Source organism: Tolypothrix sp. VBCCA 56010 (genome assembly GCF_050875635.1).
Classification (GTDB): Bacteria; Cyanobacteriota; Cyanobacteriia; order Cyanobacteriales; family Nostocaceae; genus Hassallia.
Genome location: NZ_JBPAOH010000018.1, coordinates 54772 through 79481, shown reverse-complemented (window position 1 = coordinate 79481; position 24710 = coordinate 54772). Strand labels below are relative to the sequence as shown.

The following is a 24710-nucleotide window of genomic DNA, read 5'->3' as shown; positions in this document are numbered from 1 at the left end:
GGTAATTATTTCCCAGGCGCATTTTCCCCTCCTACTTTTCTCTCTGGAGGGGATTTTATTGCTTAACTTACCCCATGCGATCGCTTGAATCTATAACTAGCAACTTGGGTTATTTAGCAAAGGCAATATCCTGACTATTCGTACAGACGTTCCGGACCGAACGTCTCTACTTTTAAATATCTTCAGGTAAAATCCATTTTGGCGGTTCCATGAGTTTTTTCATTCTCGCTGCTTCCGCGATTTCATGCATTTTGTCTAACGAAGTTTCTTGAATGAACTTTGACGTTGATTCTACATGAGATTTTTCTGAGTCAACTTGATTATTGTCGCTGGTTTGGGAATTATTTACTTTACCCTCTTCCACGCTGACCTCCTCTACTATAGATTTTGAGAACGCTATTCTACAGTAATTCCTACTTCTAAGCAGAAATACTGGTGTTTCTCTGTGTTCTTCAAAATAAATATTAACGTTATGACTGTGCTGTGAGACATTCAATGTAACATTTCTAAAATTTAAAATCTAAAATTCTCACTGCTACGAAGCACAGCAACGTTTCTAAAATCGAAAATAGATAAAGTATCTGGGTTGAAAAAGCGCTCATGTCGGAATTTGCTACAATTGGCACGATCGCGGCGATCGCTACTGCTGTTGTTCCGCAACAGGGTAGTGTCGGAATTGTGCGCTTATCTGGTAATAAAGCTTTGCAAATCGCCCAAACTCTTTTTCATGCACCTGGGCATCAAGTTTGGGAATCTCACCGCATTCTCTACGGTTACATTCGCCATCCGCTTTCCGCAGCACTGGTGGATGAAGCACTTTTGCTGATAATGATCGCACCCCGTTCTTACACCCGTGAAGATGTAGTAGAATTTCATTGCCACGGGGGAATTATCGCCGTGCAGCAAGTGTTGCAACTGTGTTTGGAAAATGGCGCAAGACTGGCTCAACCGGGAGAATTTACCCTCCGTGCCTTTTTGAATGGGCGATTAGATTTAACTCAAGCTGAGAGTATTGCTGATTTGGTGGGTGCAAAATCGCCGCAAGCAGCACAAGCAGCATTAGCTGGCTTGCAGGGGAAATTAGCTCATCCCATCCGTCAGTTACGCGCTAACTGCTTGGATATCTTAGCGGAAATCGAAGCTCGCATCGACTTTGAAGAAGACTTACCTCCGCTGGATGATAAAGCAATCATATCAGAAATTGAGAAAATTACCGCAGAAATAATTAAGTTATTGGCAACATCAGAAAAAGGCGAACTGTTACGCACCGGTTTAAAAGTGGCGATTGTCGGGCGTCCGAACGTGGGAAAATCGAGCTTGTTGAATGCATGGAGCCAAAGCGATCGCGCCATTGTTACCGATTTACCCGGAACCACCCGCGATGTAGTTGAATCGCAGCTAGTTGTTGGTGGAATACCCGTGCAAGTACTGGATACAGCGGGTATTCGCGATACCGTTGACCAAGTAGAAAAGATTGGCGTCGAGCGATCGCGTCGTGCTGCAAGTGCAGCTGATTTAGTACTGCTTACCATCGACGCTTCCGCCGGTTGGACTCAAAGCGATGCGGAAATTTACTTGCAAGTGCAACACCGTCCATTAATTTTGGTTCTCAATAAAATCGACCTTGTAGAGACGCAGTATATTGCATCTATTGAATATCCGAAAAATATTAGCTTAGTTGTTCAAACCGCAGCGGCTAATAATCAAGGAATTGATGCTTTAGAAAAAGCTATTTTAGAAATAGTTCAAACTGGAAAAGTCCAAGCGGCTGATATGGATTTAGCAATTAATCAAAGGCAAGCAGCCGCGTTAACACAAGCTAAAATATCATTAGAACAAGTGCAAGCGACAATTGCCCAAGAATTACCTTTTGATTTTTGGACAATTGACTTGAGAAGTGCGATTCATGCATTAGGAGAAATCACAGGTGAGGAAGTTGCAGAATCAGTTCTCGACCGGATTTTTCAGAAGTTTTGCATTGGTAAATAGGTTGTTAATTTCGTTCGTAAGTAGGTGGGTTGAATTAAATATAAAACCACCTCCGGGTGTGTTACCGCGCCCCTGTACGGCACCTTGTACCATTAATGGTGCGTTAAACTACCCTTCTCCTGTCGGAGACGCTGCGCGAACGGGAACGCTTAGAGCGAACGTTGTAACGCACCCTACGAATACTAGTAAATTGAAATAAATGTCTTTAATTAATCAAATTAGCAATATCAACGTATTAATTGTAGGAGCCAGCCAAGGTATTGGTTTAGGTTTTGTACAAAAATTCTTACAAGATGACAGAATAGCCAAAATATATGCAACCTATCGTCAAAGAGAATCTGCCGATCAATTAATCACTCTCGAAAGCGAAAACTCTGAAAAACTAACTTGCTTGCAAATAGATATTACCGACGAATCGCAAATTATCGAAGCCGTTCAAAAAATACGCGCAGAAGTTAATAAACTCCACTTTGTTATCAATTGTGTCGGTTTACTGCATGATGAAACATTGCAACCAGAAAAAAGCTTAAGACAAATAAATCCAGATAATTTACTCCGCTACTTTCAAGTTAATAGTATTGCATCCGTGCTACTTGCTAAACATTTATTACCGCTATTTCGTCACCAAGAACGCAGCATTTTTGCGAGTATTTCTGCTAAAATTGGTAGTATTGGTGATAATCAACTTGGTGGATGGTATGGCTACCGAGCATCCAAGGCTGCACTCAATATGTTTATGCGAACAGTGGCGATTGAGTATAATAGAACCAGTCCGAAAACTATAGTAGTGACATTGCACCCAGGTACAACTGATACCCGTCTTTCTCATCCATTTCAAGGTAATGTACCAGCAGAAAAATTATTCTCAGTCGAACGAACTGTTAGCCAATTGTTGACAGTTATCGAACAGCTTCAACAAGAAGATAGCGGGCAGTTTTTTTCCTGGGATGGTAGCCGATTACCTTGGTAAAAAGAGGGAAGAAAGTAGTTATTATTTAATAATTAAGATTTAAATAAATTTAATTAAGGTTAAATTTATAGAAAATAAGGTTAATAAAAGGTTAGTTTTTTATTAAATTTAAACTGTTACCAAGAGCAGGAAGCGATTCTATTGATGTCAATATGAATTGCTTGTATTCTTGACAAATTAACGCACCCTTAGTATTGTTTGAGGTGTTACTAAAGATAATCATTTTTTTGATTGGATTGCTATTTAAATCAGCAATCTGGAAAAACTTCTTGGTGTCTACCCTTTGGAATTTCCATAGGGCAGTTTCGTGGTTCGTTGTGGTTCGGTTTATGAAAGTCCGTGTAGCATTTTAACTACGGTATTGCGATCGCCTATCACTCGTACCATGAGACACTTGAGGAAGCTAGCGACAGTAAATATCCCACGAACCAATAGATTTATTCAGTTGATAGATAGGTTGAATTGCCTGCAATATCTCAGATGGATAAAACTCCTGCTCAGTGTTATATTTACTAGCGTAAAGACAAATGTTGTCATGGCTCTTTAAATAGGCAATAATATCATTGCCATTATTTATTCCGAAATTTCCTTTAGTAGGAAAATCATAACGTGTCGGATTAGATATATTCAGAAAAGGATAGTAAAGAGATAGACTAGGATCGAGAATAATTGGTTGTTTACCACTAGCTTGTGTTTGGTTGAGCGAATCTAAGGTTAATTGGATTTGTTGTGCTACCTCAGGACTGACGAAAGAAGCTGAAATTGGTATGTACTTTAAGTTATCGTTATAAATATCTGTAGTTTTGACTATGGAAATAAGAAGACTAACACTTACTAAATAAATACCGATAAATTTAAATACTATATTTTTCCATTGATAGCTATCGCATATTATAGTAAATGAGACTACAGTTCCTATTAATAAAATAGGTAGTGCAAATGCGAGATGAGGATAGTCTGAACGAGGAAATAAAAACGAAAAGCTAGCATTACAGATTAAACCGAAAAAAAGGAAAAGCTGTCTGGGCGGTGTCTTAGGGTTTAGTAAACTATAAATTATCAGCGCTGAACCTACTAATGGTGCTGCCAAAACAATGGGAATTGTAACAATAAACTCTAAGCAGCCTAAAATGCTTTTTAGCAGCGGCTGTGTCACTAATAGTGGCTCAAAAGATAAAATATTTAAGTAAGGAAATGTCATAAACTCGACGTAGTAACCCGCTCCTAAAACTATATCTTTGTAAGCAGCCGTCAACGCCTGATTAAAAGTCAAATAAATAATCATAAGTAAAATTGGTCTTAATAATCCAAGCACTAGACCAACTAAAGTCTGAACCACTTGATTGCGCTTATTGCCCTTGAGTATCAAGAGATTAGCAGCTAAAAAAATTAAAGTAGCTAGCAAAATTAAAATTGCAAAATTATGTTTGATACAAAAACTAATTCCCAAAAATACTCCCGCAGAAAGCCAGCGCTTGGAATCGAATTTAAACTGGTTTGTAGTGATATCATAATCCGAGATTATGATGAATAACATGGTAATTATCGCCGCTACACTGTACCAGGAGTAATTACTTTCAGGCCAAGCTTTGAGAGCAAAAAAATAAGTGAGCAGCGCCGTTACTAAACCTGCTGTTATAGATTTAGTAAGATATTTTGTTGTGAAATAGGCTGTCACCATGATATAGGAACAGACAACTAAACCAACAATTTTTATTGTTAAAAAACTGGTATGAGCGTGGAGTACTAAGCTGTTTAAGTATACAGAAAGTGGTAGATATAGTAGAAAGAAATCTTTAAAAGGAACTTCTCCACGCAACATTCGCAACGCTCTTTGGTATGCAACAGCCTGATCCCATTCACTGTGGCGAGTTAGGAAATCTAACGCCAGCAGAACAATTAATAATACTAGGAAAAATCCTGCTTTAAAATAGGGAGTTTGCAGAATAGCTAAAAGGTTAAAGTTGGGATTTTTCTTTACAATGGATGACATATAACTTTTTCTAACTAACGCATCTGAAATTTTTGTCTAAAATCAAGAAAGAACCTATCCAGCTTGGTATCCCAACGATTGCCACGAAGCTGCTCGTAAAGAAGGCAAAATTGCTAGAAAAGCATCAAAAAGCTACTGATGCTTGATTATTCACGAAATCATCTTCTCTAACGCTGTTTGCAAATCTCGCTTTAAATCGTCAACTGCTTGTCTCGCGCCAAGGCGATTTTTCTGATAAGTTGAAAAGCGTTCTGTAACTGAAATTGGCTCACCTATTGTTACCCGCGTTTTTCGCCAACCTAAGCGAGGTCTTGCCGGGTTTTTATCTCCTTTAACACGGGAAATTAAATCAAACAAAATTAACGATATTTCCGCAAATCTTTCAAAAGTAGGCTTTTCTTTGACATAATTTTCTGTAACCGCCACAAAACTCTCGGCTAAACGCATATGTAACATCCGCAGAGATGCTTCTTCGGCAATCCAATCTGCCAAGCCGCGATGTAAAGGTGGTAAATTATTTAAATCTGGTAAATCTCCTCGGTAAATATCTTCCCAGCCGGCGGACTCGATGCGGCGACAGCGTTCAATTACTGTTCCTTCACTTTCCAAATTAAAATATTGTTCGGCTGCTTGCAATCCTTTATTTAATAACGCTTGAAGTCGAGTATCAATGTCTTGGTTAGAGTTAGTAGATGGTGGTTGATGGTAAAAGCGATCGCTAAATTTTTCCATCTGCGAAAGCACATGTTCACCAAGTCGCAAAATTCGCTCTTGAAAAAGTTTTTCTCTCTCAATTGATTCAGTAATAGGCTGTACCGATAAACCGCTATCAGCTTCTAACTTACTCAAAAGCAAATTCAGTTTTTTCCAACTTGGATTAATGTAAAAATATTGAATAGCGATCGGCACAATTAAAACTGACTCAGAACGATTAGCTTTTGCCAAATCTTCAGCACACCAAAAGCCTAACTGAGGAACTCCAGGTTCTAAAGCACTGACAATTTCACTATGTCCGTTAGTGCCTCCTTCTGGCGCTACACTAATAGGAAACTTGCCATTAGCAAACAAATCCCGCGCTGTTCGCAAACCAACTCTATCGAGTCGCTTACCTCGATAAATCGATAACCCTCCCAAGCTAGATAACATCCAACCTAGCCAATTTCCAGCCCATAAAGTCATCCCCCGGTCATAAACAAAGTAAGAATGAGCCGGGTATTGTAATGAAATATTCTGTTGACGCGCTACCCTCGGTACAGCCTTGGAAAGTAAATACATCATCGAGAGCGGATCGTCAACTTCAGCGTGACGAAACGCCATTAAAAAGCGAATTTTACCGTTTTGAAATTGTTGGTATAAATTAACTAACTTCTCTACATTCACAGTTTCAATTTGCGCGATACCCGCAGGCAGCCACGGTCGAAGCCGAAAGCGCCGCAACACTGGCAATAGCGCTTTGACTGCATAGTATACAAGCAAATTAAAGCGCTGCGGGATAAACTCTAGACGTGGTTGAGCGCGTTCAATCGGATGCGGCAAGGTGACTCTCCAGGTTGTATTCCTTCAATATAGGGAATCTCTAACTTAGCGAAAAATCAGGAGGAAAATGGGCATCGGGCATCGGGCAAAGAGACAAGGAGACAAGGAGACAAGGAGACAAGGGGGACAAGGGGGACAATTACCAATGCCCATTGCCCAATGCCCAATGCCCAATGCCCATTGCCCAATGCCCATTGCCCAATGCCTATTGCCCATTGCCCGATGCCCATTGCCCATTACCAATTACCCATTACCCATTACCAATTACCAATACCCATTGCCCACTTAGTAACTTGATTATTAATATCTATCGGTAGAAATATTTTGTTAAAAAGCTTTTCAAAATAAAAAAAATGTAGTAAAAATAAGACTTAAGCTAGATTGACAGTTTTTATTCAGCGTAGTAGTTTCTTTTATCCCAAGAATTATTGTATGGAGAATAAACTTCGAGAACTTATTGGTCAGCCGAATGTTTGGCTTTTTGTCAAAAGCAGTAACGGCTGGTTGAAAAACGTGGAAATTTTAGATGTAAGTCCAGAAACTGTAACATTTCGCTACGAAAATGAATCTGACAAAGAAAGAAAGCTTTGGGAAAAGACTACTCGGATTAAGAATGTGACGGAAATTGAAGTTCGTCTGTTAGCAATACCTAAAGGTGATGGGGAAGTGCAAGAAATGAAAAATAGACTTTCCCAGATTTTTGAGAAGGAATAAATTATTGATACTCAGAAGCGATCGCCATAGTTCGTGAAAATTTTCAGGCGATCGCCTCACTTGATGTATTACCTCGGTCTTCCCAAAGTTGTGATGTAAACAACTACTTCATCAGCAGGAATACCTAAAATATCGTTTACATGATCGTCGAAGAAGCCACCGATACCGCTAACACCCAAATTGAGGCGAATAGCCGCTAAATTCAGCCTTTGCCCCAAATGACCGGCATCCATGTGTAAATAACGGTAAACGCGATCGCCATATTGAGCCACGGCTGTTTTCAAATCTGCCGTATGGAAAAGCACCGCTGCCGCATCTCGTCCTAATTCTTGTCTCAAGCAGAGATAGTGTAATTCTCGCTGGAAGTTTTTAAAGCGAATTTGTCTTAATTCTTGCGCTTTCGGTGCGTAATAATAACAGCCTGCGTCAAGTCCTTTCACTCCAGAAACAGCAATAAATGTTTCGATGAGATTCAAATCAAAGTAGTCTGGTTCTGGATCTAAACCTTGGTCGATGTAACTTTTCGGCTGGTAAGTAAAATTGAGTAAAGCTTTCAGTTCATCAAAAGTTAAATTGCTACCGCTGTAAGCGCGGGTAGAACGTCGCTTCAGGATGTTGACTTCCAGTTCGTCTAGGTTGTTTCCCCAATCGATGGGTGTGGTTGCGGTAGAAATTTTTTGACAAAAAGGAAAGTTGTATTTATCTTCTAGGGATTTTTCTTGTTTCACCTCTGGTAAGTTGAGCTTGCCAGTGGTGCCTGGTAAGATTTTTGTGGAGGTATGGAAATATCTCAACAGTTCGCCATCAGGTATTTGCGGATAATCAATTTGCGTGGCGGATGGTAAAGCGGTTCGTCCTAAAGGCAGGTTTTGTTTGACATCCAATAAGTCAGCTAAAGGCAAAACAGCTACTGCCCCTTCTTGTTGTGAATCGATATAAAGTAGTTCGTTCACCGCATCATCGACAAAACCACCGATTAAATGAGGGCGATAATCTGTAATTGCACCAGCTAACTCAATGTTGCCTAAAAGGTGTCCGGAATCGAGAAAAATCCGGCGATAAGCGCGATCTTCATAACGCCATTGCGAACGATAGAAAACCGCAGTGATGACAATCGCCAATTGGGTATTTTCTAATGTCGGATGCCACAAACAAGCTGATTGCAAAGCTTGCCAAACATCACTTTCCCAATAATGCATCAGCGAATGATCGCGACACTGATAATTGTATAATCCAGGTGGTAACAACGGCGTACCGCGAGAAACTACATATACCTCAGCCGGATACAATCCACCTGCACTCGGCGCGGATCGCAGATAAACTGTGCTTCCCATCGAAGGCATTTTCGCCGTCAGCCCGTAACTACAAAATAGCAACCGCGAAAGTCTTTGCCACCATTGAGCATCTGGATTATCAGCAAATACCTCTGGTTTTTCATGGATGTAGGGTTTGAGATCGAAGTCAGAGCCAATTTTGTACTCTTTAAAAGGCACAGGCTGCTTTGCCCAGTCAATACTGTGACTTTTCGAGGCAAGTGTTTGCGGATCGTATTTAGTGCGATCGTGGTAGTGCTGGGCAATTGATTGGCGTAGTTCTGGCATACGAGCTTTAATATCCTTCTACTACATATCTTGGCACTTGGGAGCCTATAAGTTTCGTCTTCATTGGTACAAATGCTGAGTGGGAAAGTGTTTTGCAACTGCCGACACTATAGAAGGGTGCGGCTTTGTGCCTACAAAGTCCGCTTGTGTGGACTAAAAAATAATAAGCTTTTTAGCGTGCCAAAACAGGCTTTGTTTGTATAGCCGAATAACTTTAGGCTGAAAGTTAAAGCCGTCGTTACCAACGGTTAAGCGTTTGTTATAAATGCAGAAGTTGTCGTGACGAAAACTAATTGTTTCGTTATGAAAGTTAAAGCTGTCGTTACTAACGCTCAAACGTTAGTTATGAATGCAGAAGTTGTCGTGACGAAAACATAAACTGTCGTTATCAACGTTTTATCTGTGACTATTTACAAAGTTCAGATCCCCGACAACTTGTGCGAAGTCGGGGATCTCGTAGCTTTGTTTCTTTAAGGTGTGGGCAAAAGCAAAGCAACACACTATACCACAGAACGAGTGCGATCGCCTCTAGAAATCGGAGTGTGTATTTAATTAAGAATGCCGGTATAATGCTCTTCACCAGCCAAACAGGGATTTTTAGCTTACGGAAGTTATTGCTCATGGTTATGAATTCTTTTCCAGCCACTGACAACATCATGAGTGATGTCGCCATTGGTAACTTTCAACGTGTTATTCAAGAGCAGGGTTATCTATATCTTGAGGAACTACCCGATAATTTTGACCACCTAGCATTTGCGTCAAAATTTGGCACTCTCATCCCACACAGATACAACGGCGAATATATATTCTCAATCAAAGTCGAGCCGAAGCTGGGAGAGCGATATCCGGCATTCACTACAAATGAGGTTGAACCTCACACCGAGAACTATGAATATGAGTATATTCCTCTACATTATCAATCTTTGTGGTGCGTCACTCCGGCAAAATGTGGGGGTGGACATACACTTTTAGCCGATGGTTACGCTTTTGTCAACTCGCTTAGTGATGAAGAGCGCGAATACATTACAAAAAACAAGTTTGATTTTATTACTCCTTCGGGCAGCATCGTCAAACATCCGCTTTACGATGTTGAATCGCACTCTCAACCGATAGTTAGGTTCAACTTCAGCAACATTAAACGTGAGGACGATGCATATCTCAACGACATTGCAGAGCGTTTTTTACAGTTCTTCGACGATGAAAAAATCTCGATTAAGTGGTTGAAAAATGCTTTTTTAATTTGGGATAACTTTCGGATGCTGCACTCACGAACTCAATATGAGGATCGCGATCGCGAATTGAAGCGAGTTTACATGAATGATAAGTAGCACTCTCTCAAACTGCCTTTTTTCTTTTAGGACTTACGCTTTTAAGATTAAAAAACGAACCGCAGAGAACGCGGAGGACACAGAGGAGTAAGAGGAGGGAGAGAGTTTTTGCACTCATTCCTGCCCTTTTTCAAGTAAGGTCAAACTGACAGAACATAAATCCAAATAAATGACAACCACACCAGTTAGCACGTCTTCAATCGAAGCTAAGAAAAAGCTTTTTGATATGGTTTTGGCTTTTGTAAAAAGCCAATGTATTTATACTGCTGCCCGCTTAGGAATATTTAACCTGCTTCAAGACGAGGGAGAGCAAAGTTTAGAAACTATAGCCGAAAAGACAAATACTAAACCTGAAAGGCTTTATTTTGTCCTTCGTGCTTTAGCTCATTTAGACGTATTAAAGCAAAAGTCAGGACGAGTTTTTGCTTCTACTGAACTCTCAGATTTGCTTGTAACTAACAAAGGACCTTCAATGGGTCATTTTGCCATGCACATCATCGAACCCGCTCAGTGGGACGCTTGGAAAGTGCTGGAAGATGCTTTGCATACTGGTGAAGTGCCATTTGAAAGAGCAAACGGTAAGGGTGTTTATCAGTTTTGTCAAGACAACGAATGGAGTGGTGATGTTTTCATCAATGCTATGAGTTTCTTGACAAATCACGCCGTTGATGCCTTGATGGATGTGTATGATTTTAGCCGCTTTGAGACAGTGATGGACGTTGGCGGCGGACAGGGTGGACTAATTGCGCGAATTGTCAAGCGCTTTGGCTGTAAAGGAATATTATTTGAAGTGCCTTATGTAGCCGAAACAGCCGCAGCTTATTTGCAACAGCAAGGAGTTGATAAAGATGCGGTGCAAATCATCACAGGGGATGTATTTGTAGAAATTCCCAAAGGTGCGGATGCGATCGTCATGAAGTATTTTATCTCAGCGTGGAATGACGAAGACGCGATGAAAATTTTGCACAACTGCAAGCAAGCACTACCACCGCACGGAAAAATAATTCTATTGCAAGCTTTCGTCCCCGATTTAGATGAGCCGAAAGTTGCTCCCGACGGTGTAATGCCCGGAGTATTTGCCGTACAAGTTAATGTAGCAGTGCCGGGGGGCGGATGGCGCACGCGGCAACATTTTCAAGAGTTGTTTGAGAAGTCTGGTTTTGTGTTAGAAAAAGTGGTTGACACTCAAACCAACCTTTCAGCAATGGAATTTGGTTTGGCGTCTTAATGAACCAAGGAATGAGCGCAAAAACTCTCTCTAACTCTTTTTCCTTTGTGTCCTTCGTGTCTTCGCGGTTCGTTCTAAGAAGGAAAAACGAACCGCGAAGGCACGAAGTACACGAAGTAAGAAGAGAATGAAGAAGATAGGTATTCTTTGAGTAGAAAGAAAGTAAGACGCGCTTTGACTACAACAATATTAAAGGATAGAAGGTAATGCGGCGAGTTATCTGCATCATGGTTCTGTTTTATTTAATTCAAACTTACGGAAGTAATCCAGGACTTTTTGGACTTCCGCTTACCATTTATCTCAAAGAAAACCTGCAACTTTCACCGGCACAGTTGGCAAGCTTTAGCAGTTTAGTTTTTACTCCTTGGATGATTAGACCACTTTACGGAATTATTGGTGATGCGATTCCGATATTTGGCTATCAGTTTAAAAGCTATTTCTTTATTTGTTACACGCTAGCGCTGGGAGTGTTATTAGGATTAGCTGGCTTGAAATCTTACACGATTAATTTGTTGGTATTCGCTATAATTTTAGTCAATTTATCGATAGCCTTTAGCGATGTCCTTACAGATAAAATTATGGTCGTTCAAGGCAGGATTTTTAACAACACTGCTGGTTTACAAGCGGCTCAATGGACTGCTCTTGGTTTTGGGAAAGCGCTGCTGTATTATATTAGCGGCTGGCTGGCTCAAAATTCTACTTTAGCGATCGCGTTTGGCATTAATGCAATTGTGCCGTTGATTGGTTTAATCGGAACCTTTGTCTTACTTGGGGATGAAAAAAAGCAGAAAGAAAAAGTTTTAGTCAAAACTAGTCTAAAATCCCTTTGGTCAGCAATCAAATCACCGCAGTTTCTAGCTGTTGTTGGCTTTATTGCTTGCCTTGAATTTACTCTCGTCCCGCCGCTGGTCAATTATATCATATATTACTATCAAGATGCTTTAAACTTAGATAAACAATCTTTAGGTGTTTTGGGTACATATGAAGCGATCGCTAATGCTTTAGGTGCGATTGTTTTTGGCATCTTTTCTGTGAAGATTTCCCGAAAGTTCCTGTTAAATATGGCGATTGGATTAACTATTATTTCCACACTCGGTTTGTTATTTATATCTAATATGCAAACCGCTAGCTTGGTGAGTATCTTTTTTGGATTTTTCGCCATGATAGCTATGTTGGGTGTATTAGAAATCGCCGCTAGAGCTTGTCCTGTTGGTGCGGAAGGCTCAACTTACGCATTGCTAATGTCTGTATATATCTTTGCTAAACAACCAGGTCCCATCTTAGGTGGTTACTTATATAATTGGGGAGTTGCACCTTCAATTCTTGTTATTATCAGTGCAGGATTTACAGCGCTATGTTGGTTTCTAATTCCTTTACTTAAACTAGAGCAAGAGTAATTAAATGCCAACAGCATAACTTACATTCCTCTGCGTCCCTCTGCGCTAACCTCAGCGTCCCCTTCGGGTTCATCAGTTCGACGGGAACGCCAGTCCGCTCAACGCGCTTAACCCGCGCACGCGGCTGGCTCCGGAAACCCTTGCGGGTTCGGGGGGTCGCAATCGACGGGAACCGCCAAGACTGCGACCCCCTCACCGACTCCGCCGACTGATTCACCTTTGCGTTTAAATTTAAACCCTCAATTCACCACCATTTAAATACAAAAACCTATGACTTGGTATCCTCGAAACAAATATTGCTGGGATTTCTGGTTTGCTTGGGAGGGGCAAACACTACACGTTTTCTATCTGCAAGCTTCACAACTAATGTGTGCTTATAATGCTGATAGAAGGCATGGTTTAGCATCAGTTGGTCATGCTGTTCTCACTGATTTTGGTTGGAAAGAAATCGATCCAGACAAACCAGTATTAGAAAAAAGAGAGGGTAATTTCTGGGATAATATGGCGATTTGGACGGGAAGTATTATTCAAGAAGATAATCTTTACTATCTATTCTATACAGCGCGACGTAGAGAAGATTTATTGGTGCAAACACCCCACGAACGCCGTTTACCCCAAAACATTGGTGTTGCTACTTCAAAAGATTTAAGAAATTGGACAAGAACACCTGCCACTTTAAAAAAACCTGTTATTCCTAATCCGGGAATCAAGAGTGAATTTGATGGTAGTAACTGGCGCGATCCTCATGTTATTAAAGATCATATTGACGGAAAATATTATGCTTTTATCTGTGCGCGTCCTAGAGAGTCGGCTGAGGATGTGGGGGGTGTAATAGCAATTGCAACTTCATCCAATTTGTCAGATTGGCAAGAAGAACCCTATAAAATTTTATATCAGAGCGATCAATTTTATTTGATGGAGGTGCCGCAAGTTTTTTGGCGTAAGACGAATGATGGTAAATACTGGCGCTTTTATCTTTTATTCGGTCCTCACTGGAGTCCTTTCTTTATAAATGAAGTGCCAATAGGAGTTACTTACTACGTCCGTTCTCAACCAATCAAAGATAGAACTAAGGTTAGTTACGATCGCATTCCTTGGGAAGATGAACCTGCGAATATGTTATGCAAAAATTTCTATGTTGGTAAATTTGTCAACCCGGAAACCGAAACTTACCCAGCCTTCTTTGGTTTCCGCAAACAAGATGAAGGCGGACACTTTGTCGGCGGAATATCCGATCCGCAGTGGGCGAGTTTTGCTGATGATGGCACTATTAGCTTATCCGACTTTAAACCTGAATTAAATTTCGCTTTAATAGCAAAAAGTTCGTATTCAAATGAAATTAAATAAGTTACAACAAAGAATTGTCAGTATTCTTGAGCCTTTACCTATGGAAAACAAGCATTTGGCTCCAACAGGCACTCTGGAGGCGCTGCAAATTAGGATAGGCGAAACTGTCACAGGTTGGTTGCGATCGCTTCGTCGAGGTCAACCGATGCTTTGGGATCCTTGGATACTCAAAGATAATGATATTTACCGCATGTATTACTTACAAGCGCTAGAAATACAAGACCCGTGGTGGAAAAATAGTAACATTGGCGCTGCGGTTTCTACTGATATGAACCACTGGGAAGATTTAGGAATTATTCTAGAGCCAGAACCAGCTAATTATTGGGAATCGGGAAGAGTATGTGCCGGTTGTACCTATAAAGAAGATAATATTTACTACCTGTTTTACTCAGCAGGTGGCAAAGAACCACCACACTTGAGGAATGAAGCAATTGGTTTAGCAACATCAACCGATGGGGTACACTTTTCACGTTATAGCGATCGCCCTTTATTAGCTCCAGAAACTGATGACCCTTGGTACGGACGCAGCAACTGGACAGAGCATTTACACTGGCGCGATCCTTATATTTTCAAAGATGAGCAAACTAATAGTTACTACATGTTCATTTGTGCCGGCTCTAGAGTAACGGGTAATTTTCAAGGATGTGTTGGTTTAGCAGTAGCAGACAAAATTACTGGACCTTACAAATTGCTACCCCCTGCTGTAGAAGCACCTGTAGATTCTGTTGATTGGCCCTATTACCATTTAGAACGACCTCAAGTCATTTATAAAAATGGTAAATATAATTTATTCTTTTCTTGCTTTAAGCAGTTTTTTAACCCAGATTGGCTGAAAAATTTAAAGCATAAAAGAGTAACGAATTCTTCACTTTATTGGTATATTTCTGATAATATTGCCGGACCTTATCACCCAGTAGACGATGATGATTTTATCGTTAAAGGAAGCGAAAAAACTGGAATGTATGGAACTAATTTTCTGCAAATATCAGATGAACCAGAAGAATTTATTGCCTATGGCTGGTATCACAGACTTCACGCCTTACAAGTTTCCCAAGCATTTCGAGTGAACTGGAAAAACACCAGCTTGCACGACGAAAGCAGCTATCAACACCATGACATTCTGGAAATTTTGCTGACTTCAGGTAAAACTGCTAGGTGAATCAGTAGAGACGTTCACATATTGTAGAGACGTTCCAGTGGAACGTCTCTACGATGGTTATGGTGTTTTTATTACTATTAATTCAACCGCTATAATATCGGATAAAAGCGAAAATTTATCCTAATCAGAATTAGTATCTGGCGTTCGCGTCAAACGTGGTGAATGTCCTCTCCGCCAACGATTAAACCCATAACCAACCGCTGCCAAAGCCAAGAAATAAGGACTGTAAACCATTAACCAAATACCCAACTTCAACAAGCCAACAGTAAAATCACCAAAAGAATTAGTAGATTTATTCCAACTATCTTGAAGTTGTGAACCCAAAGCGCGTTGTGTTCCCTTGCTAGAAACTGCGGCTTCTAACTTCAAAGTAATAGTTGAATAAGCAACTTGATTAGTTAAGTTTTTTAATTGAGCATCAATTTGTTCTATAGATTGTCGCACCTGACTAAGTTCTTGAGCAACACTTAACACATCCCTAACAGAACCAGCGCGATCCATAATTTTCTGTAAATTCGCTTCTGTTTTTCGCAAATTAGTTAATCTCGCTTGAATATCCACTAAGCGATCGCCTACATCAAGAGCGCTAATATTGCGACTTTGTACCGTTCCCAATTTAGCTAATTCATCTAAAGTAGGTTGCAGTAAGTTCTGCGGTACTCGCAACTGTATTGATGCAGTGTGACGGGCGTTTGTTTTTGTCGGTTGTTGTTCTTGTAAACTAATTAAATCTCCTTGCTGTTTATTGATAATTTCCGAGACAGCATTCAGACTTTTATCTACAGAATCAACAATCAAACTCATTGCCGCTTTTTTGATTAATTGCGGACGAGAACGGGGTACTTGTGCAGTTTTATCAGCGGTTTCAGATGTTGCAGCACCACTTGCGGGTGATGCTGCTGCTTGACTTGCTGCTGTCTCATTCTTCAGTGCAGCTTCACCTAGATTAGGTGCAGAAGCACAACTTGTAAAAATTACCCCTCCCATCAGCAAAGTCAAAAATAAAGTCGGTTTTCGTATCGCATCAGTCAAGCTTTTCATAACCTACCCTCGGATAGTTGAAGTTAAAGCTAGTATGGCTGACTTGAACACAGGTTTCTGGCTTTGTTGCAGTTTATGTAACGGAGGTTAAGCGCTTCAGCGCTTACTACGAACAGATAAGCCTCATGACGGATGAATTAGCAAAAACGCTATGACTAGCTGGTATATAAGTGAAAGAAGCAGAAACATGGAAACGAAACAGCTAGGAAAATCGGGTGTATATGTAAGCGCGATCGCTTTGGGTGGTATGCCAATGTCGTTACGCGATCGCCCGACCGAATCCGAATCTCTCAAAGTCATTCATCGCGCTTTAGATTTAGGCGTTACTTTCATTGACACCGCCGATTCTTACTGCAAAGATGAATCAGATAAGCACCACAACGAGAAACTAATTCACAAAGCTTTGCAAACTTACAATGGTGATGCCAGCAATGTAGTTGTCGCCACCAAAGGCGGTTTGATGCGTCCTCAGGGAAACTGGACTCGCAACGGCAATCCTGAACATTTACGCAAAACTATTCGCGAAAGCTTTGAAGCTTTAGGCGGTAATAAACCTATCGATGTTTGGCAATATCACTCGCCAGACCCGGATTATACCATAGAAGAAGCCCTAACACCTGCTTCTGAAGCAGTAAAAGAAGGTTTGATTCGCTTTGTGGGAGTTTCTAACTTTTCTGTCGAACAAATCAAGCAAGCGCAAGATGTCGTGGAAATTGTCTCAGTGCAAAATCAATATAGCCCTTGGTATCGACAGCCAGAGAAAGACGGGGTGTTGAAATATTGCGAACAGCAACAATTAACCTTTTTACCTTGGAGTCCCTTGGGTGGTAGTCGGCGCCATAGTGACTTGCAAGATATTAAAGCGATCGCCCAACTAGCCAAAGAAAAAGGCGTATCAGTGTATTGTATAGTCTTAGCATGGCTGCGTTCCAAATCGCCCTGCATCCTTCCCATACCCGGTGCTAGCAAAGTTTCCAGCATCGAAGATTCAGTACGCGCTGCTGATGTGAAACTCTCAGATGAAGAAGTGCAAAGAATTGATCGAGAAACTTAAATTGGGAATGGGGAATGGGTAATGGCTTTTTAAGAGGGGGAAAGGGGAAAGGGGAAAGGGGAAAGGGTAAGAAATCCCCCTGCTTCCCCTGCCTCCCCTGCTTCCCCTGCTTCCCCTGCCTCCCCCCACTCCCCCCCTCCCCCACTCCCCCCCTCCCCCACTCCCCTAAATCGAAACGCTTGTCTGTAGTTACGCAATTTGCGGTAAAATCAGAAGCCTGCCAATTAATGACGCTCTTGCTGACAGGAGATGCTTCTATGACCCGGATGTATTACGACGAAGATGCCAATTTAGACCTTTTAGCACAGAAAACCATTGCCATCATTGGCTATGGTTCCCAAGGTCATGCCCACGCGCTTAATCTCAAAGATAGCGGGATGAATGTAATTGTTGGGTTATATCCGGGCAGTAAGTCAGTCTCTAAAGCCGAAGCTGCTGGGTTAACTGTGAAAAATGTTGCAGATGCAGCAAATGCGGCTGACTGGATCACGATTTTGTTACCTGATGAAGTGCAAAAAACGATTTATACAAATGAAATTGAACCAAATCTGCAAGAAGGAAATGTCTTAGCTTTTGCCCACGGCTTTAATATTCACTTTGGGCAAGTTGTACCGCCGGCAAACGTCGATGTAGTCATGGTAGCACCTAAAGGACCTGGGCATTTGGTGCGACGAACTTACGAACAAGGAGAAGGTGTACCGGCGCTGTTTGCAGTGTATCAAGATGCCAGCGGTCAGGCACGCGATCGCGCAATGGCATATGCTAAAGGTATCGGTGGAACCCGCGCCGGTGTTTTAGAAACAACTTTCCGCGAAGAAACTGAGACAGATTTATTCGGCGAACAAGCTGTATTGTGCGGTGGTTTAAGTGCCTTAATCAAAGTCGGATTTGAAACTTTAGTAGAAGCCGGTTATCAACCAGAATTAGCTTATTTTGAATGTCTGCACGAAGTCAAATTAATTGTAGACTTGATTGTAGAAGGTGGCTTGGCAAAAATGTATGACAGCATTTCTAACACCGCTGAATATGGTGGTTATACCCGTGGTACGCGAATTGTCACTGACCAAACTAAAGCAGAAATGAAGAATATTCTCAGTGAAATTAAATCAGGGCAATTTGCACGAGAATTTGTCTTAGAAAACCAATCTGGCAAACCAGGATTTACTGCCATGCGTCGTCAAGAAGCCGAACACAAAATTGAGGAAGTCGGCAAAGATTTACGCGCTATGTTTAGCTGGTTGAAAAAAGCGTAATTTTCTTTGAGATTTTCGATTAAACTCGTTCCCAGGTATAACCTGGGAATTTGTTTGCACAATTTCATACCGTCAATCACCAACGCCTTGAATTTAATTTTTGGTAAATTTTCCCTAGATGATTAATAGTGTTTTATAATATATGTACATAATTGTGTACATAAACTGATGTTTTCTTACAAAATGACATCTCCAACCGATGCCAGAAATGACTTTTTTAAGTTGTTAGACCTGGTAGTAGAAAATCATCAGGTGTATATTATCAACCGTCGCGATGCGGAAAATGTAGCGGGGAATTGCTGAGTCAGATTTGATAAGTTTGGTTGAGACAGTTTATTTATTGCGTAGACGCTATGCGTCTTGTCGTCAGACATCGCCTGAAAATGCACGTCGGTTACTTGATGCAATAGAAGAGTCGAAAACAGGAATCCAATCTCAAACTATCGCAGAACTTCGGCAGGAGTTAGGCATTGACCAAGAAGAAGAAAAAGAAAGCTGAATCTGAGGAAATTAAGCCAGTTATAATTAATCGAAGTCCTGGTTTTAGTTTCAAATTCAAAGAAGATTTAGCTTGGTGGTTCAAACAAGATTTTGCCAAAGCATCAAAAATTTTGGATTTGGTTACGGCAGTCATGCAAAACCCATTTGAAGGGATTGGTAAACCGGAAGCATTGAAGTATATGGATGCAAATATTTGGTCACGGCGAATTGATGCGCGAGCATCGGCTAGTATATAGAGTGGGAAACACTCAAATTGATTTTTTAGCTTGTCGCTATCACTACGAATAATGCATTTATGTTACGTTTAGTAAGTTTCTTCACTTTGCTGGTGATAACTTCTTCTTTGGAGTTGCAGAACTTTGTTCAAGCACAATCACAGCAAGATACAAAACTAATACCATTTTTTGATAATCTAAATAATCCGGTTACGGTTGGTTTCCCTAGAGGACAACAACTAGATATTTCTCCACCTCCACCCCAACTTAATGCTTTCGATAATGAAGTATTGAAAGCCTGCGGTTCGATTGGTAGCAACGTTAATCCCAACCGATTTAAAAATCTTTTATCTGCAAATCCACAAGTATTAGATAAAATTCAGCAAGCCACTGGGGGAGAACTTCGCGCAGGAAGACGCCGAAGGTCAGATTTTCTGCAAGATTTAACTAATATTTGGTTTAAAAATAAAGGCTTTGAACATATTTTTTGTGGCGAAATATATAACGAAAATGATATTGGCGGATTGCACTTTTACGGTAGATATTTACAATTGCAAAATCAAGGAATAGCCGGAAGGTTGCCGAATAATTCCCAAAGAGAAGAAGTTATTCCCGGTGTAATTTATACGATGGGTGTGGAAATTAAACAGGGAAACCGCATTATTAGAGATGTTATTAAAGGTTACGGCTATTTGAGCAACGCTGAAGAAATGCTGGTAGATGCCACAAAAGCATTTAAACTACAAGGAAATCTGGAAGGAGCATGTATTTATAATACAATAGATGCGGAGACAGGCAAAACTTTTCCGACTATTTTTGTGAGAAAAGAAAACGCAATTATCACCTACTATCCTGATGCTACACCTAGCGGTAAACAGTGTAAAACTTGAGTAGAGACGTTCCACCCGAACGTCTCTACGACAGCATTATCAGTGTTTTGTTCGCTTTAAGATTAACCCCATTGCGATCGCACAAATGCCAATTACGCTACTTGGTTCGGGAACAGAGATAGGATTTCCAGTTTCGGAGTTGAAGAATACAACTTTACCCTCACCACCACCACCAACAATTCCTAAATCGGGACGTTCATCAAATAAATAAGAAAAGTCTACAAATTTGAAGTTGATACCATCTTCCGAACTGTAGGAAGAAAAAGCAAAAGTATAAGGAATTTCCGGGTAAGTGTCGTAATTACCTCGAAAATAAATTGTTTTCGGTTTCCCATTAAAAAATGACACTTGAGTACGATTGTAGGGGTCGTTAGTTTCATCGTATGGTCCGCCATAAAAATTAAAGAAGAATGATAAACCTTGCTCGGAACTAGTAATATATTCGTTTCCTTGTCCGGTAAGGAAACTATCATCAAATTTCACGTATCCATCAAAAGTTTGACCCGCTAATATTCCCGTTAAACTATTGACCTGAAAATCATAGCTGACTGTCTTTGCTAGTACCCGACCACCGCTAATAAAACCTAAACTCAACACCAAAGAAGCAGCGGTAGTTTTCAGTAGATTTTGCCAAATCATAATAAAAATGTTTTTTTGTATCCGAATAATTATCTATAGTAATTACACGGCAATACAGATGTCACTATTATTTGATTAAGTAAACATGAATAAATGATATTCTTGATGCTAAGTATTTATTAAAGAATTAAAAACTAATTAAAAAGCTTTTGTAAAAGAAAGTTATTTAATAGATTATCTTGCATAAATAATTTGTTGTTTGATATCATGTCCGGCAAATCAGACATATTGTAGAGACGTTCGGTTCGGAACGTCTCTACGAGTTATGGTATTTTTATTACTGTTAATTAGAGCGGACATAATATCATGCAGAAAGCGTGCGAAGAATCGTTTCTTTGCCGCTGTTTGCTGTTTTGGTGATTTGAATTGAGCCGCTGATAATAGCATATAGTTTGGCTGGTAGGCGATCGCATAACGCAGCACAATCTCTTTTTTGCTATAACGCTGCACCAAGGTTGTGAGGTTGCATTATGTCGCAAATGCTGGAGGATGCGAAATCCCAGGTTGCGCTGCTTCGAGTTGCGCTGCAAGGCTGATAAGAGTAGCTTCAGCAGCGGGTTTTCCGATTAACTGAACGCTCATAGGTAAACCGTTATCGTCAAAACCAACCGGAATGGCGATCGCTGGTAGTCCAGTAGCATTCGCGGCGGGACAAGGTGCAATCCAGTGTATAATTCTTTGGAATGTCTCTTCTGCACTCAAATTTGCCCATTCCCCAACGCGGATCGGTGAATGCAGATAAACTGGCAATACCAACACATCCACAGTGTCAAAAAACGCCACGATTTGCCGCGACACCATCTGCATTTGAAAAACTGCTCGCAGATATTCACCAGCCGAACCGGTTCGCGCTAACAAAAAGCGATTCACCGACTGCAAAACTTCAGCTGGAATTCCCGACGCAGCCACGCTAGATTGCCAGACAACTTGAAATGGTTCAACTAAACCGCTAAAATCCGGACATTGTTCTTCAACTGTATGACCGAGTTCTTCTAATAACTTAACTGTTTGCATCACAGCTTGCTGACACACTGCGTCAGCTTTGCCTAGAGGAGGAATGCTAGTAGAAAAGGCAATTCGCAAAGCACCGACTTTTTCCTTACTTGCGGTGAGAAATGATGGTTTGGGATCGGGCAACCAGTAAGGATCGCCGGTGACATAGCCAGACATGACATCCAAAAGAGCGGCTGCATCGGCTACATTACGGGCTATTGGACCATTAGTGGCAATTCCACTGAGGCGATCGCCTGCTGGTGCCTGAGACACTCTTCCTCGTGATGGCTTGATGCCCACCAAACCACAACAAGCCGCAGGACCGCGAATCGATCCACCACCATCGGAACCTTGAGCGATCGCACATAATCCCGCTGCTAGTGCTGCCGCTGCCCCCCCACTCGAACCACCGGGAGTATATTCCAAATTCCACGGATTTCTTGCTGAGGGAAAACCCGTAGGCTCAGTGTAAGGAAATGAACCAAGTTCTGAAGTTGCAGTTTTGCCCAAAAGAACAAACCCAGCGGAGCGTATCCGCGTCACTGTGCCATCATCATATTCTGCAATCTGATTCAACAACGCTGGATTCCCGTAGGTACAAGCGACACCAGCCACCGGGTTAAGGTCTTTAATCGAAATCGGCACCCCAAAAAATGGCGGTAGGGGTGGGGTTCCCCCACCCGGAGAAACCCCACCCCCAGACAACATTTCTGTTTTGGCTTTAGCATCGGCTAAAGCACTCTCTGCCATTACCGTAAAATAACTTCCTAATTGGGGATCTAAGCGCTGAATTCGTTCTAGATATAATTCCACCAACTCCAACGGTGACACTTGACGCTGACGAATTAATTCTGCCTGCTGCAATGCTGGGCTAAAAGCTAAATCAATTTGATTCATGCGTTAGTTAAAAGGTAGTTTTATCTATTCGTACCATTTTATCTGCAATTTTCACGCTTGAATTGTTATTTTCGCCTAATTCTTGGGAACTTTAAATCTATAGCTAAGATTTGCAACTTAAACATTCTTTAAGAGTTAGGCAGCAAACTTTGACTATTAATGTAGCTACAACCTCGCTTAGTAGCTGACAATTTTGTTTTTTACATCAACTTTAGGTCATCTCCACGCATCAAATTTATGGCTGATTTAAAAGAACTTATTAATGAACTTCCCAACCTTGCTGATAGCCTTAAACTAAGTGTTGGTGATGCTAATGACATCAGCCAGCAAATCGTACACATAGGTAATGTTCAAGATAAATTACAGAAAATTCAAGAAGAAATTGAAGCCGAATTAGCTAGGGAAACATTTAAGAAGAAAGCAATGGGTGTGCTACCTTTTTTAGGCACAGTAGTAGCAAGCGTTTTTATTCCTGGCGGTTTTTTAGTAGATGCTGCAATTGGCGCAGGTGTAGGATTTATTGCCGAAAAATTTGGCAATTCCGAAACCGAATTAATCTTAAATGATTTACAAGTAAAAATTGAAGACTTGATTGACTGGGGTGAGTGGCTCAAGGATACAGCAGAAGATATTTTCAGCGATTCTGAAGTGATTAATCAAATAATTTTTCAACATAAAAAATCCAGCTTGCCTACTCAATTCCAAAGACTTGATGAAAGCTTAATGATTAACTTAGCTTTTGGTGAACCTAAAGTTTTACAGCAGCAAATTCGGCAAATTATCCAAGCTCAGGAAAATTTATTGCAAGTAAAGCAGAGATTGAATGAAGTTATCAACTATATTGAAAATGGTGAAGATATATTAAAAATATTACTAGGTTTTTCAGCTTTTTTTGGTAAATCTGGTTTCGCTTTAGAATGGCTTAATGATGAACATGGATTAATTATATCTAGCAATGGTCAATTTCAAGCCGTAGCAGATATTATCGATGAGTGTGTCTCTTTAAAAGAAAAAACTAGTGCTTTAATTTTACATGGTAATACTTTTAGAGGACAAGCAGAACAAGCGCTGAAAAATCTGGAAAGCCAAAAGAAGAAAGTAGAAGCGGCTAAAACTCAAACGATAATAGCACCGCAGACGTTAGAACAAAGACCAAAAAAATCAGCTAATATAAAACAGTCTATTTTGGTTATCGGTTCAAGTTTAGCAATCTTCGGTTTTGGTGGTTGGATGTGCCGGGACAAATTTTCGCAAGTTCAGCTTCAAAGCCTCAGTTTCAACCAGGCAGGAAATGTTGTAACAAATCTTCAATCTGCTCAAAAACTTGGCATGGAAGCTGCTGTTATGGTTCAAAATCCACCACATCCAATAGTAGTTTGGCAGCAAGCACAAGATAAATGGCAGCAAGCGATAAACTTGTTAGAAAGTATTCCTGAAGGGACATCAGTTTCTACTCAAGCTCATAAGCAACTGGTTAACTATCGTGTTAACCATGCTGCTATCAGTCAAAGACTTATGACTGAAAGTAAAGCAGCAGCAAACTTGGAATCTGCCCAAAAATTGGCAATGGAAGCTGCTGTTATGGTTCAAAATCCACCACATCAAGAATAAGTTTGGCAGCAAGCATTCTTCAAATGGCAGCAGGCAATCAATATATTAGAAGCTATTCCATCAGGTACATTTGCCTCTCAAAAAGCTAAAGAAAAGCTTTCTATTTATAAAACTAATTATGCTGCGATCGCTACAAAACTCAAATATTAAAAGGCAGATTATCGGCTATTTCAACTCTCCCCAAACGAAATTCTGTTTTTTCCATTAGACAAAGGTCGTGTCCTGCGTCGTAGGGACAATTCATGAATTGTCCCTACATTCGTACTTCGGGCAACGCATAATTGTTTTCCACGACGTTTGTCTATTGTTTGAATACCGCAAGCGGAAGTTGGCTCAGGCATTGTGAACAATTAT

20 protein-coding genes and 2 pseudogenes are annotated in these 24710 nt (G+C 40.7%); 15 read left to right on the top strand and 7 right to left on the bottom strand.

Features of this window, described 5'->3' with window-relative positions:
* Positions 1-172 precede the first annotated feature (172 nt).
* Positions 173-364, bottom strand: coding sequence for a hypothetical protein (locus AABK37_RS09040; protein ID WP_432551241.1), 192 nt, complete (start codon positions 362-364; stop codon positions 173-175).
* 236 nt (positions 365-600) lie between these two features.
* Here AABK37_RS09040 and mnmE point away from each other — a divergent pair, with 236 nt between their 5' ends.
* Positions 601-1989, top strand: a complete 1389-nt coding sequence (gene mnmE, locus AABK37_RS09035) for a tRNA uridine-5-carboxymethylaminomethyl(34) synthesis GTPase MnmE (RefSeq protein ID WP_432551240.1) — start codon at positions 601-603, stop codon at positions 1987-1989.
* 199 nt (positions 1990-2188) lie between these two features.
* Entirely contained in the window at positions 2189-2959 is a 771-nt protein-coding gene (locus AABK37_RS09030) for an SDR family NAD(P)-dependent oxidoreductase (protein WP_432551239.1), read from the top strand.
* 403 nt (positions 2960-3362) lie between these two features.
* Here the strand turns inward: AABK37_RS09030 and AABK37_RS09025 are convergent, their stop codons facing one another.
* Entirely contained in the window at positions 3363-4952 is a 1590-nt protein-coding gene (locus tag AABK37_RS09025) for a hypothetical protein (protein WP_432551238.1), read from the bottom strand.
* A 150-nt stretch (positions 4953-5102) separates the two neighbouring features.
* Positions 5103-6488, bottom strand: a complete 1386-nt coding sequence (locus tag AABK37_RS09020; RefSeq protein WP_432551237.1) for a 1-acyl-sn-glycerol-3-phosphate acyltransferase — start codon at positions 6486-6488, stop codon at positions 5103-5105.
* A 67-nt stretch (positions 6489-6555) separates the two neighbouring features.
* Here AABK37_RS09020 and AABK37_RS09015 point away from each other — a divergent pair, with 67 nt between their 5' ends.
* Together AABK37_RS09015 and AABK37_RS09010 are read left to right on the top strand one after the other, a co-directional pair.
* Complete coding sequence (locus AABK37_RS09015) at positions 6556-6777, top strand: hypothetical protein (RefSeq protein ID WP_432551236.1); 222 nt, start codon at positions 6556-6558, stop codon at positions 6775-6777.
* Positions 6778-6920: 143 nt separating this feature from the next.
* Positions 6921-7202 (top strand): DUF6679 family protein, encoded by a 282-nt coding sequence (locus AABK37_RS09010; RefSeq protein WP_432551235.1) that lies wholly within the window; start codon positions 6921-6923, stop codon positions 7200-7202.
* A 68-nt stretch (positions 7203-7270) separates the two neighbouring features.
* Here AABK37_RS09010 and AABK37_RS09005 read toward each other — a convergent pair whose 3' ends face one another.
* On the bottom strand, positions 7271-8803 hold the full coding sequence (locus AABK37_RS09005) for a SagB/ThcOx family dehydrogenase (protein ID WP_432551234.1): 1533 nt from the start codon (positions 8801-8803) through the stop codon (positions 7271-7273).
* 626 nt (positions 8804-9429) lie between these two features.
* On the opposite strand from AABK37_RS09005, the gene AABK37_RS09000 reads away from it, so the two are divergent.
* The 5 genes from AABK37_RS09000 (at position 9430) to AABK37_RS08980 (ending at position 15262) form a co-directional block, all read left to right on the top strand.
* The gene (locus AABK37_RS09000) at positions 9430-10131 is read left to right on the top strand and encodes a TauD/TfdA family dioxygenase (RefSeq protein WP_432551233.1); all 702 of its coding nucleotides are present in this window, start codon (positions 9430-9432) and stop codon (positions 10129-10131) included.
* 169 nt (positions 10132-10300) lie between these two features.
* Positions 10301-11359, top strand: coding sequence for a methyltransferase (locus tag AABK37_RS08995; RefSeq protein ID WP_432551232.1), 1059 nt, complete (start codon positions 10301-10303; stop codon positions 11357-11359).
* Positions 11360-11586: 227 nt separating this feature from the next.
* A complete protein-coding gene (locus AABK37_RS08990) occupies positions 11587-12756 on the top strand; it encodes an MFS transporter (RefSeq protein ID WP_432551231.1) in 1170 nt (389 codons plus the stop codon).
* 270 nt (positions 12757-13026) lie between these two features.
* Positions 13027-14103: a hypothetical protein gene (locus tag AABK37_RS08985; RefSeq protein ID WP_432551230.1), complete on the top strand. Its 1077-nt coding sequence runs from the start codon at positions 13027-13029 to the stop codon at positions 14101-14103.
* Positions 14090-15262 carry a family 43 glycosylhydrolase gene (locus AABK37_RS08980; RefSeq protein ID WP_432551229.1) on the top strand — a complete coding sequence of 391 codons (1173 nt, stop codon included), beginning with the start codon at positions 14090-14092 and terminating at the stop codon, positions 15260-15262. Before AABK37_RS08985 ends, AABK37_RS08980 begins: the two co-directional genes overlap by 14 nt.
* Positions 15263-15382: 120 nt before the next feature.
* On the opposite strand, the gene AABK37_RS08975 is transcribed toward AABK37_RS08980, so the two are convergent.
* The gene (locus tag AABK37_RS08975) at positions 15383-16303 is read right to left on the bottom strand and encodes a DUF4349 domain-containing protein (RefSeq protein WP_432551228.1); all 921 of its coding nucleotides are present in this window, start codon (positions 16301-16303) and stop codon (positions 15383-15385) included.
* Between the two features lie 187 nt (positions 16304-16490).
* On the opposite strand from AABK37_RS08975, the gene AABK37_RS08970 reads away from it, so the two are divergent.
* From AABK37_RS08970 to AABK37_RS08950, 5 genes and pseudogenes are all read left to right on the top strand, one after another.
* Entirely contained in the window at positions 16491-17357 is an 867-nt protein-coding gene (locus tag AABK37_RS08970; protein WP_432551227.1) for an aldo/keto reductase, read from the top strand.
* Between the two features lie 257 nt (positions 17358-17614).
* Entirely contained in the window at positions 17615-18610 is a 996-nt protein-coding gene (gene ilvC, locus AABK37_RS08965) for a ketol-acid reductoisomerase (RefSeq protein ID WP_432551246.1), read from the top strand.
* Between the two features lie 168 nt (positions 18611-18778).
* Positions 18779-19109 (top strand): annotated as a pseudogene (locus tag AABK37_RS08960) (type II toxin-antitoxin system Phd/YefM family antitoxin).
* Positions 19081-19399 (top strand): annotated as a pseudogene (locus tag AABK37_RS08955) (Txe/YoeB family addiction module toxin). Before AABK37_RS08960 ends, AABK37_RS08955 begins: the two co-directional pseudogenes overlap by 29 nt.
* Before the next feature lie 7 nt (positions 19400-19406).
* Positions 19407-20216 carry an EndoU domain-containing protein gene (locus AABK37_RS08950; RefSeq protein ID WP_432551226.1) on the top strand — a complete coding sequence of 270 codons (810 nt, stop codon included), beginning with the start codon at positions 19407-19409 and terminating at the stop codon, positions 20214-20216.
* Between the two features lie 39 nt (positions 20217-20255).
* On the opposite strand, the gene AABK37_RS08945 is transcribed toward AABK37_RS08950, so the two are convergent.
* Positions 20256-20855 carry a PEP-CTERM sorting domain-containing protein gene (locus AABK37_RS08945; RefSeq protein ID WP_432551225.1) on the bottom strand — a complete coding sequence of 200 codons (600 nt, stop codon included), beginning with the start codon at positions 20853-20855 and terminating at the stop codon, positions 20256-20258.
* Between the two features lie 468 nt (positions 20856-21323).
* The gene (locus tag AABK37_RS08940; protein ID WP_432551224.1) at positions 21324-22745 is read right to left on the bottom strand and encodes an amidase; all 1422 of its coding nucleotides are present in this window, start codon (positions 22743-22745) and stop codon (positions 21324-21326) included.
* A gap of 237 nt (positions 22746-22982) precedes the next feature.
* Between AABK37_RS08940 and AABK37_RS08935 the strand changes: the two genes are divergently transcribed.
* Positions 22983-24356: a hypothetical protein gene (locus AABK37_RS08935; RefSeq protein WP_432551223.1), complete on the top strand. Its 1374-nt coding sequence runs from the start codon at positions 22983-22985 to the stop codon at positions 24354-24356.
* Positions 24357-24710 lie beyond the last annotated feature (354 nt).

What these genes read in the sequence shown, in the direction of transcription:
- mnmE (WP_432551240.1), top strand. Translation starts at nt 601, where the DNA reads ATGTCGGAATTTGCTACAATTGGCACGATCGCGGCGATCGCTACTGCT.
- AABK37_RS08935 (WP_432551223.1), top strand. Translation starts at nt 22,983, where the DNA reads ATGGCTGATTTAAAAGAACTTATTAATGAACTTCCCAACCTTGCTGAT.
- AABK37_RS08985 (WP_432551230.1), top strand. Translation starts at nt 13,027, where the DNA reads ATGACTTGGTATCCTCGAAACAAATATTGCTGGGATTTCTGGTTTGCT.
- AABK37_RS08980 (WP_432551229.1), top strand. Translation starts at nt 14,090, where the DNA reads ATGAAATTAAATAAGTTACAACAAAGAATTGTCAGTATTCTTGAGCCT.
- AABK37_RS08945 (WP_432551225.1), bottom strand. Translation starts at nt 20,855, where the DNA reads ATGATTTGGCAAAATCTACTGAAAACTACCGCTGCTTCTTTGGTGTTG.
- ilvC (WP_432551246.1), top strand. Translation starts at nt 17,615, where the DNA reads ATGACCCGGATGTATTACGACGAAGATGCCAATTTAGACCTTTTAGCA.
- AABK37_RS09025 (WP_432551238.1), bottom strand. Translation starts at nt 4,952, where the DNA reads ATGTCATCCATTGTAAAGAAAAATCCCAACTTTAACCTTTTAGCTATT.
- AABK37_RS08990 (WP_432551231.1), top strand. Translation starts at nt 11,587, where the DNA reads ATGGTTCTGTTTTATTTAATTCAAACTTACGGAAGTAATCCAGGACTT.
- AABK37_RS09015 (WP_432551236.1), top strand. Translation starts at nt 6,556, where the DNA reads ATGGGCATCGGGCATCGGGCAAAGAGACAAGGAGACAAGGAGACAAGG.
- AABK37_RS09005 (WP_432551234.1), bottom strand. Translation starts at nt 8,803, where the DNA reads ATGCCAGAACTACGCCAATCAATTGCCCAGCACTACCACGATCGCACT.
- AABK37_RS08940 (WP_432551224.1), bottom strand. Translation starts at nt 22,745, where the DNA reads ATGAATCAAATTGATTTAGCTTTTAGCCCAGCATTGCAGCAGGCAGAA.
- AABK37_RS09000 (WP_432551233.1), top strand. Translation starts at nt 9,430, where the DNA reads ATGAATTCTTTTCCAGCCACTGACAACATCATGAGTGATGTCGCCATT.
- AABK37_RS09010 (WP_432551235.1), top strand. Translation starts at nt 6,921, where the DNA reads ATGGAGAATAAACTTCGAGAACTTATTGGTCAGCCGAATGTTTGGCTT.
- AABK37_RS08970 (WP_432551227.1), top strand. Translation starts at nt 16,491, where the DNA reads ATGGAAACGAAACAGCTAGGAAAATCGGGTGTATATGTAAGCGCGATC.
- AABK37_RS09030 (WP_432551239.1), top strand. Translation starts at nt 2,189, where the DNA reads ATGTCTTTAATTAATCAAATTAGCAATATCAACGTATTAATTGTAGGA.
- AABK37_RS08995 (WP_432551232.1), top strand. Translation starts at nt 10,301, where the DNA reads ATGACAACCACACCAGTTAGCACGTCTTCAATCGAAGCTAAGAAAAAG.
- AABK37_RS08950 (WP_432551226.1), top strand. Translation starts at nt 19,407, where the DNA reads ATGTTACGTTTAGTAAGTTTCTTCACTTTGCTGGTGATAACTTCTTCT.
- AABK37_RS08975 (WP_432551228.1), bottom strand. Translation starts at nt 16,303, where the DNA reads ATGAAAAGCTTGACTGATGCGATACGAAAACCGACTTTATTTTTGACT.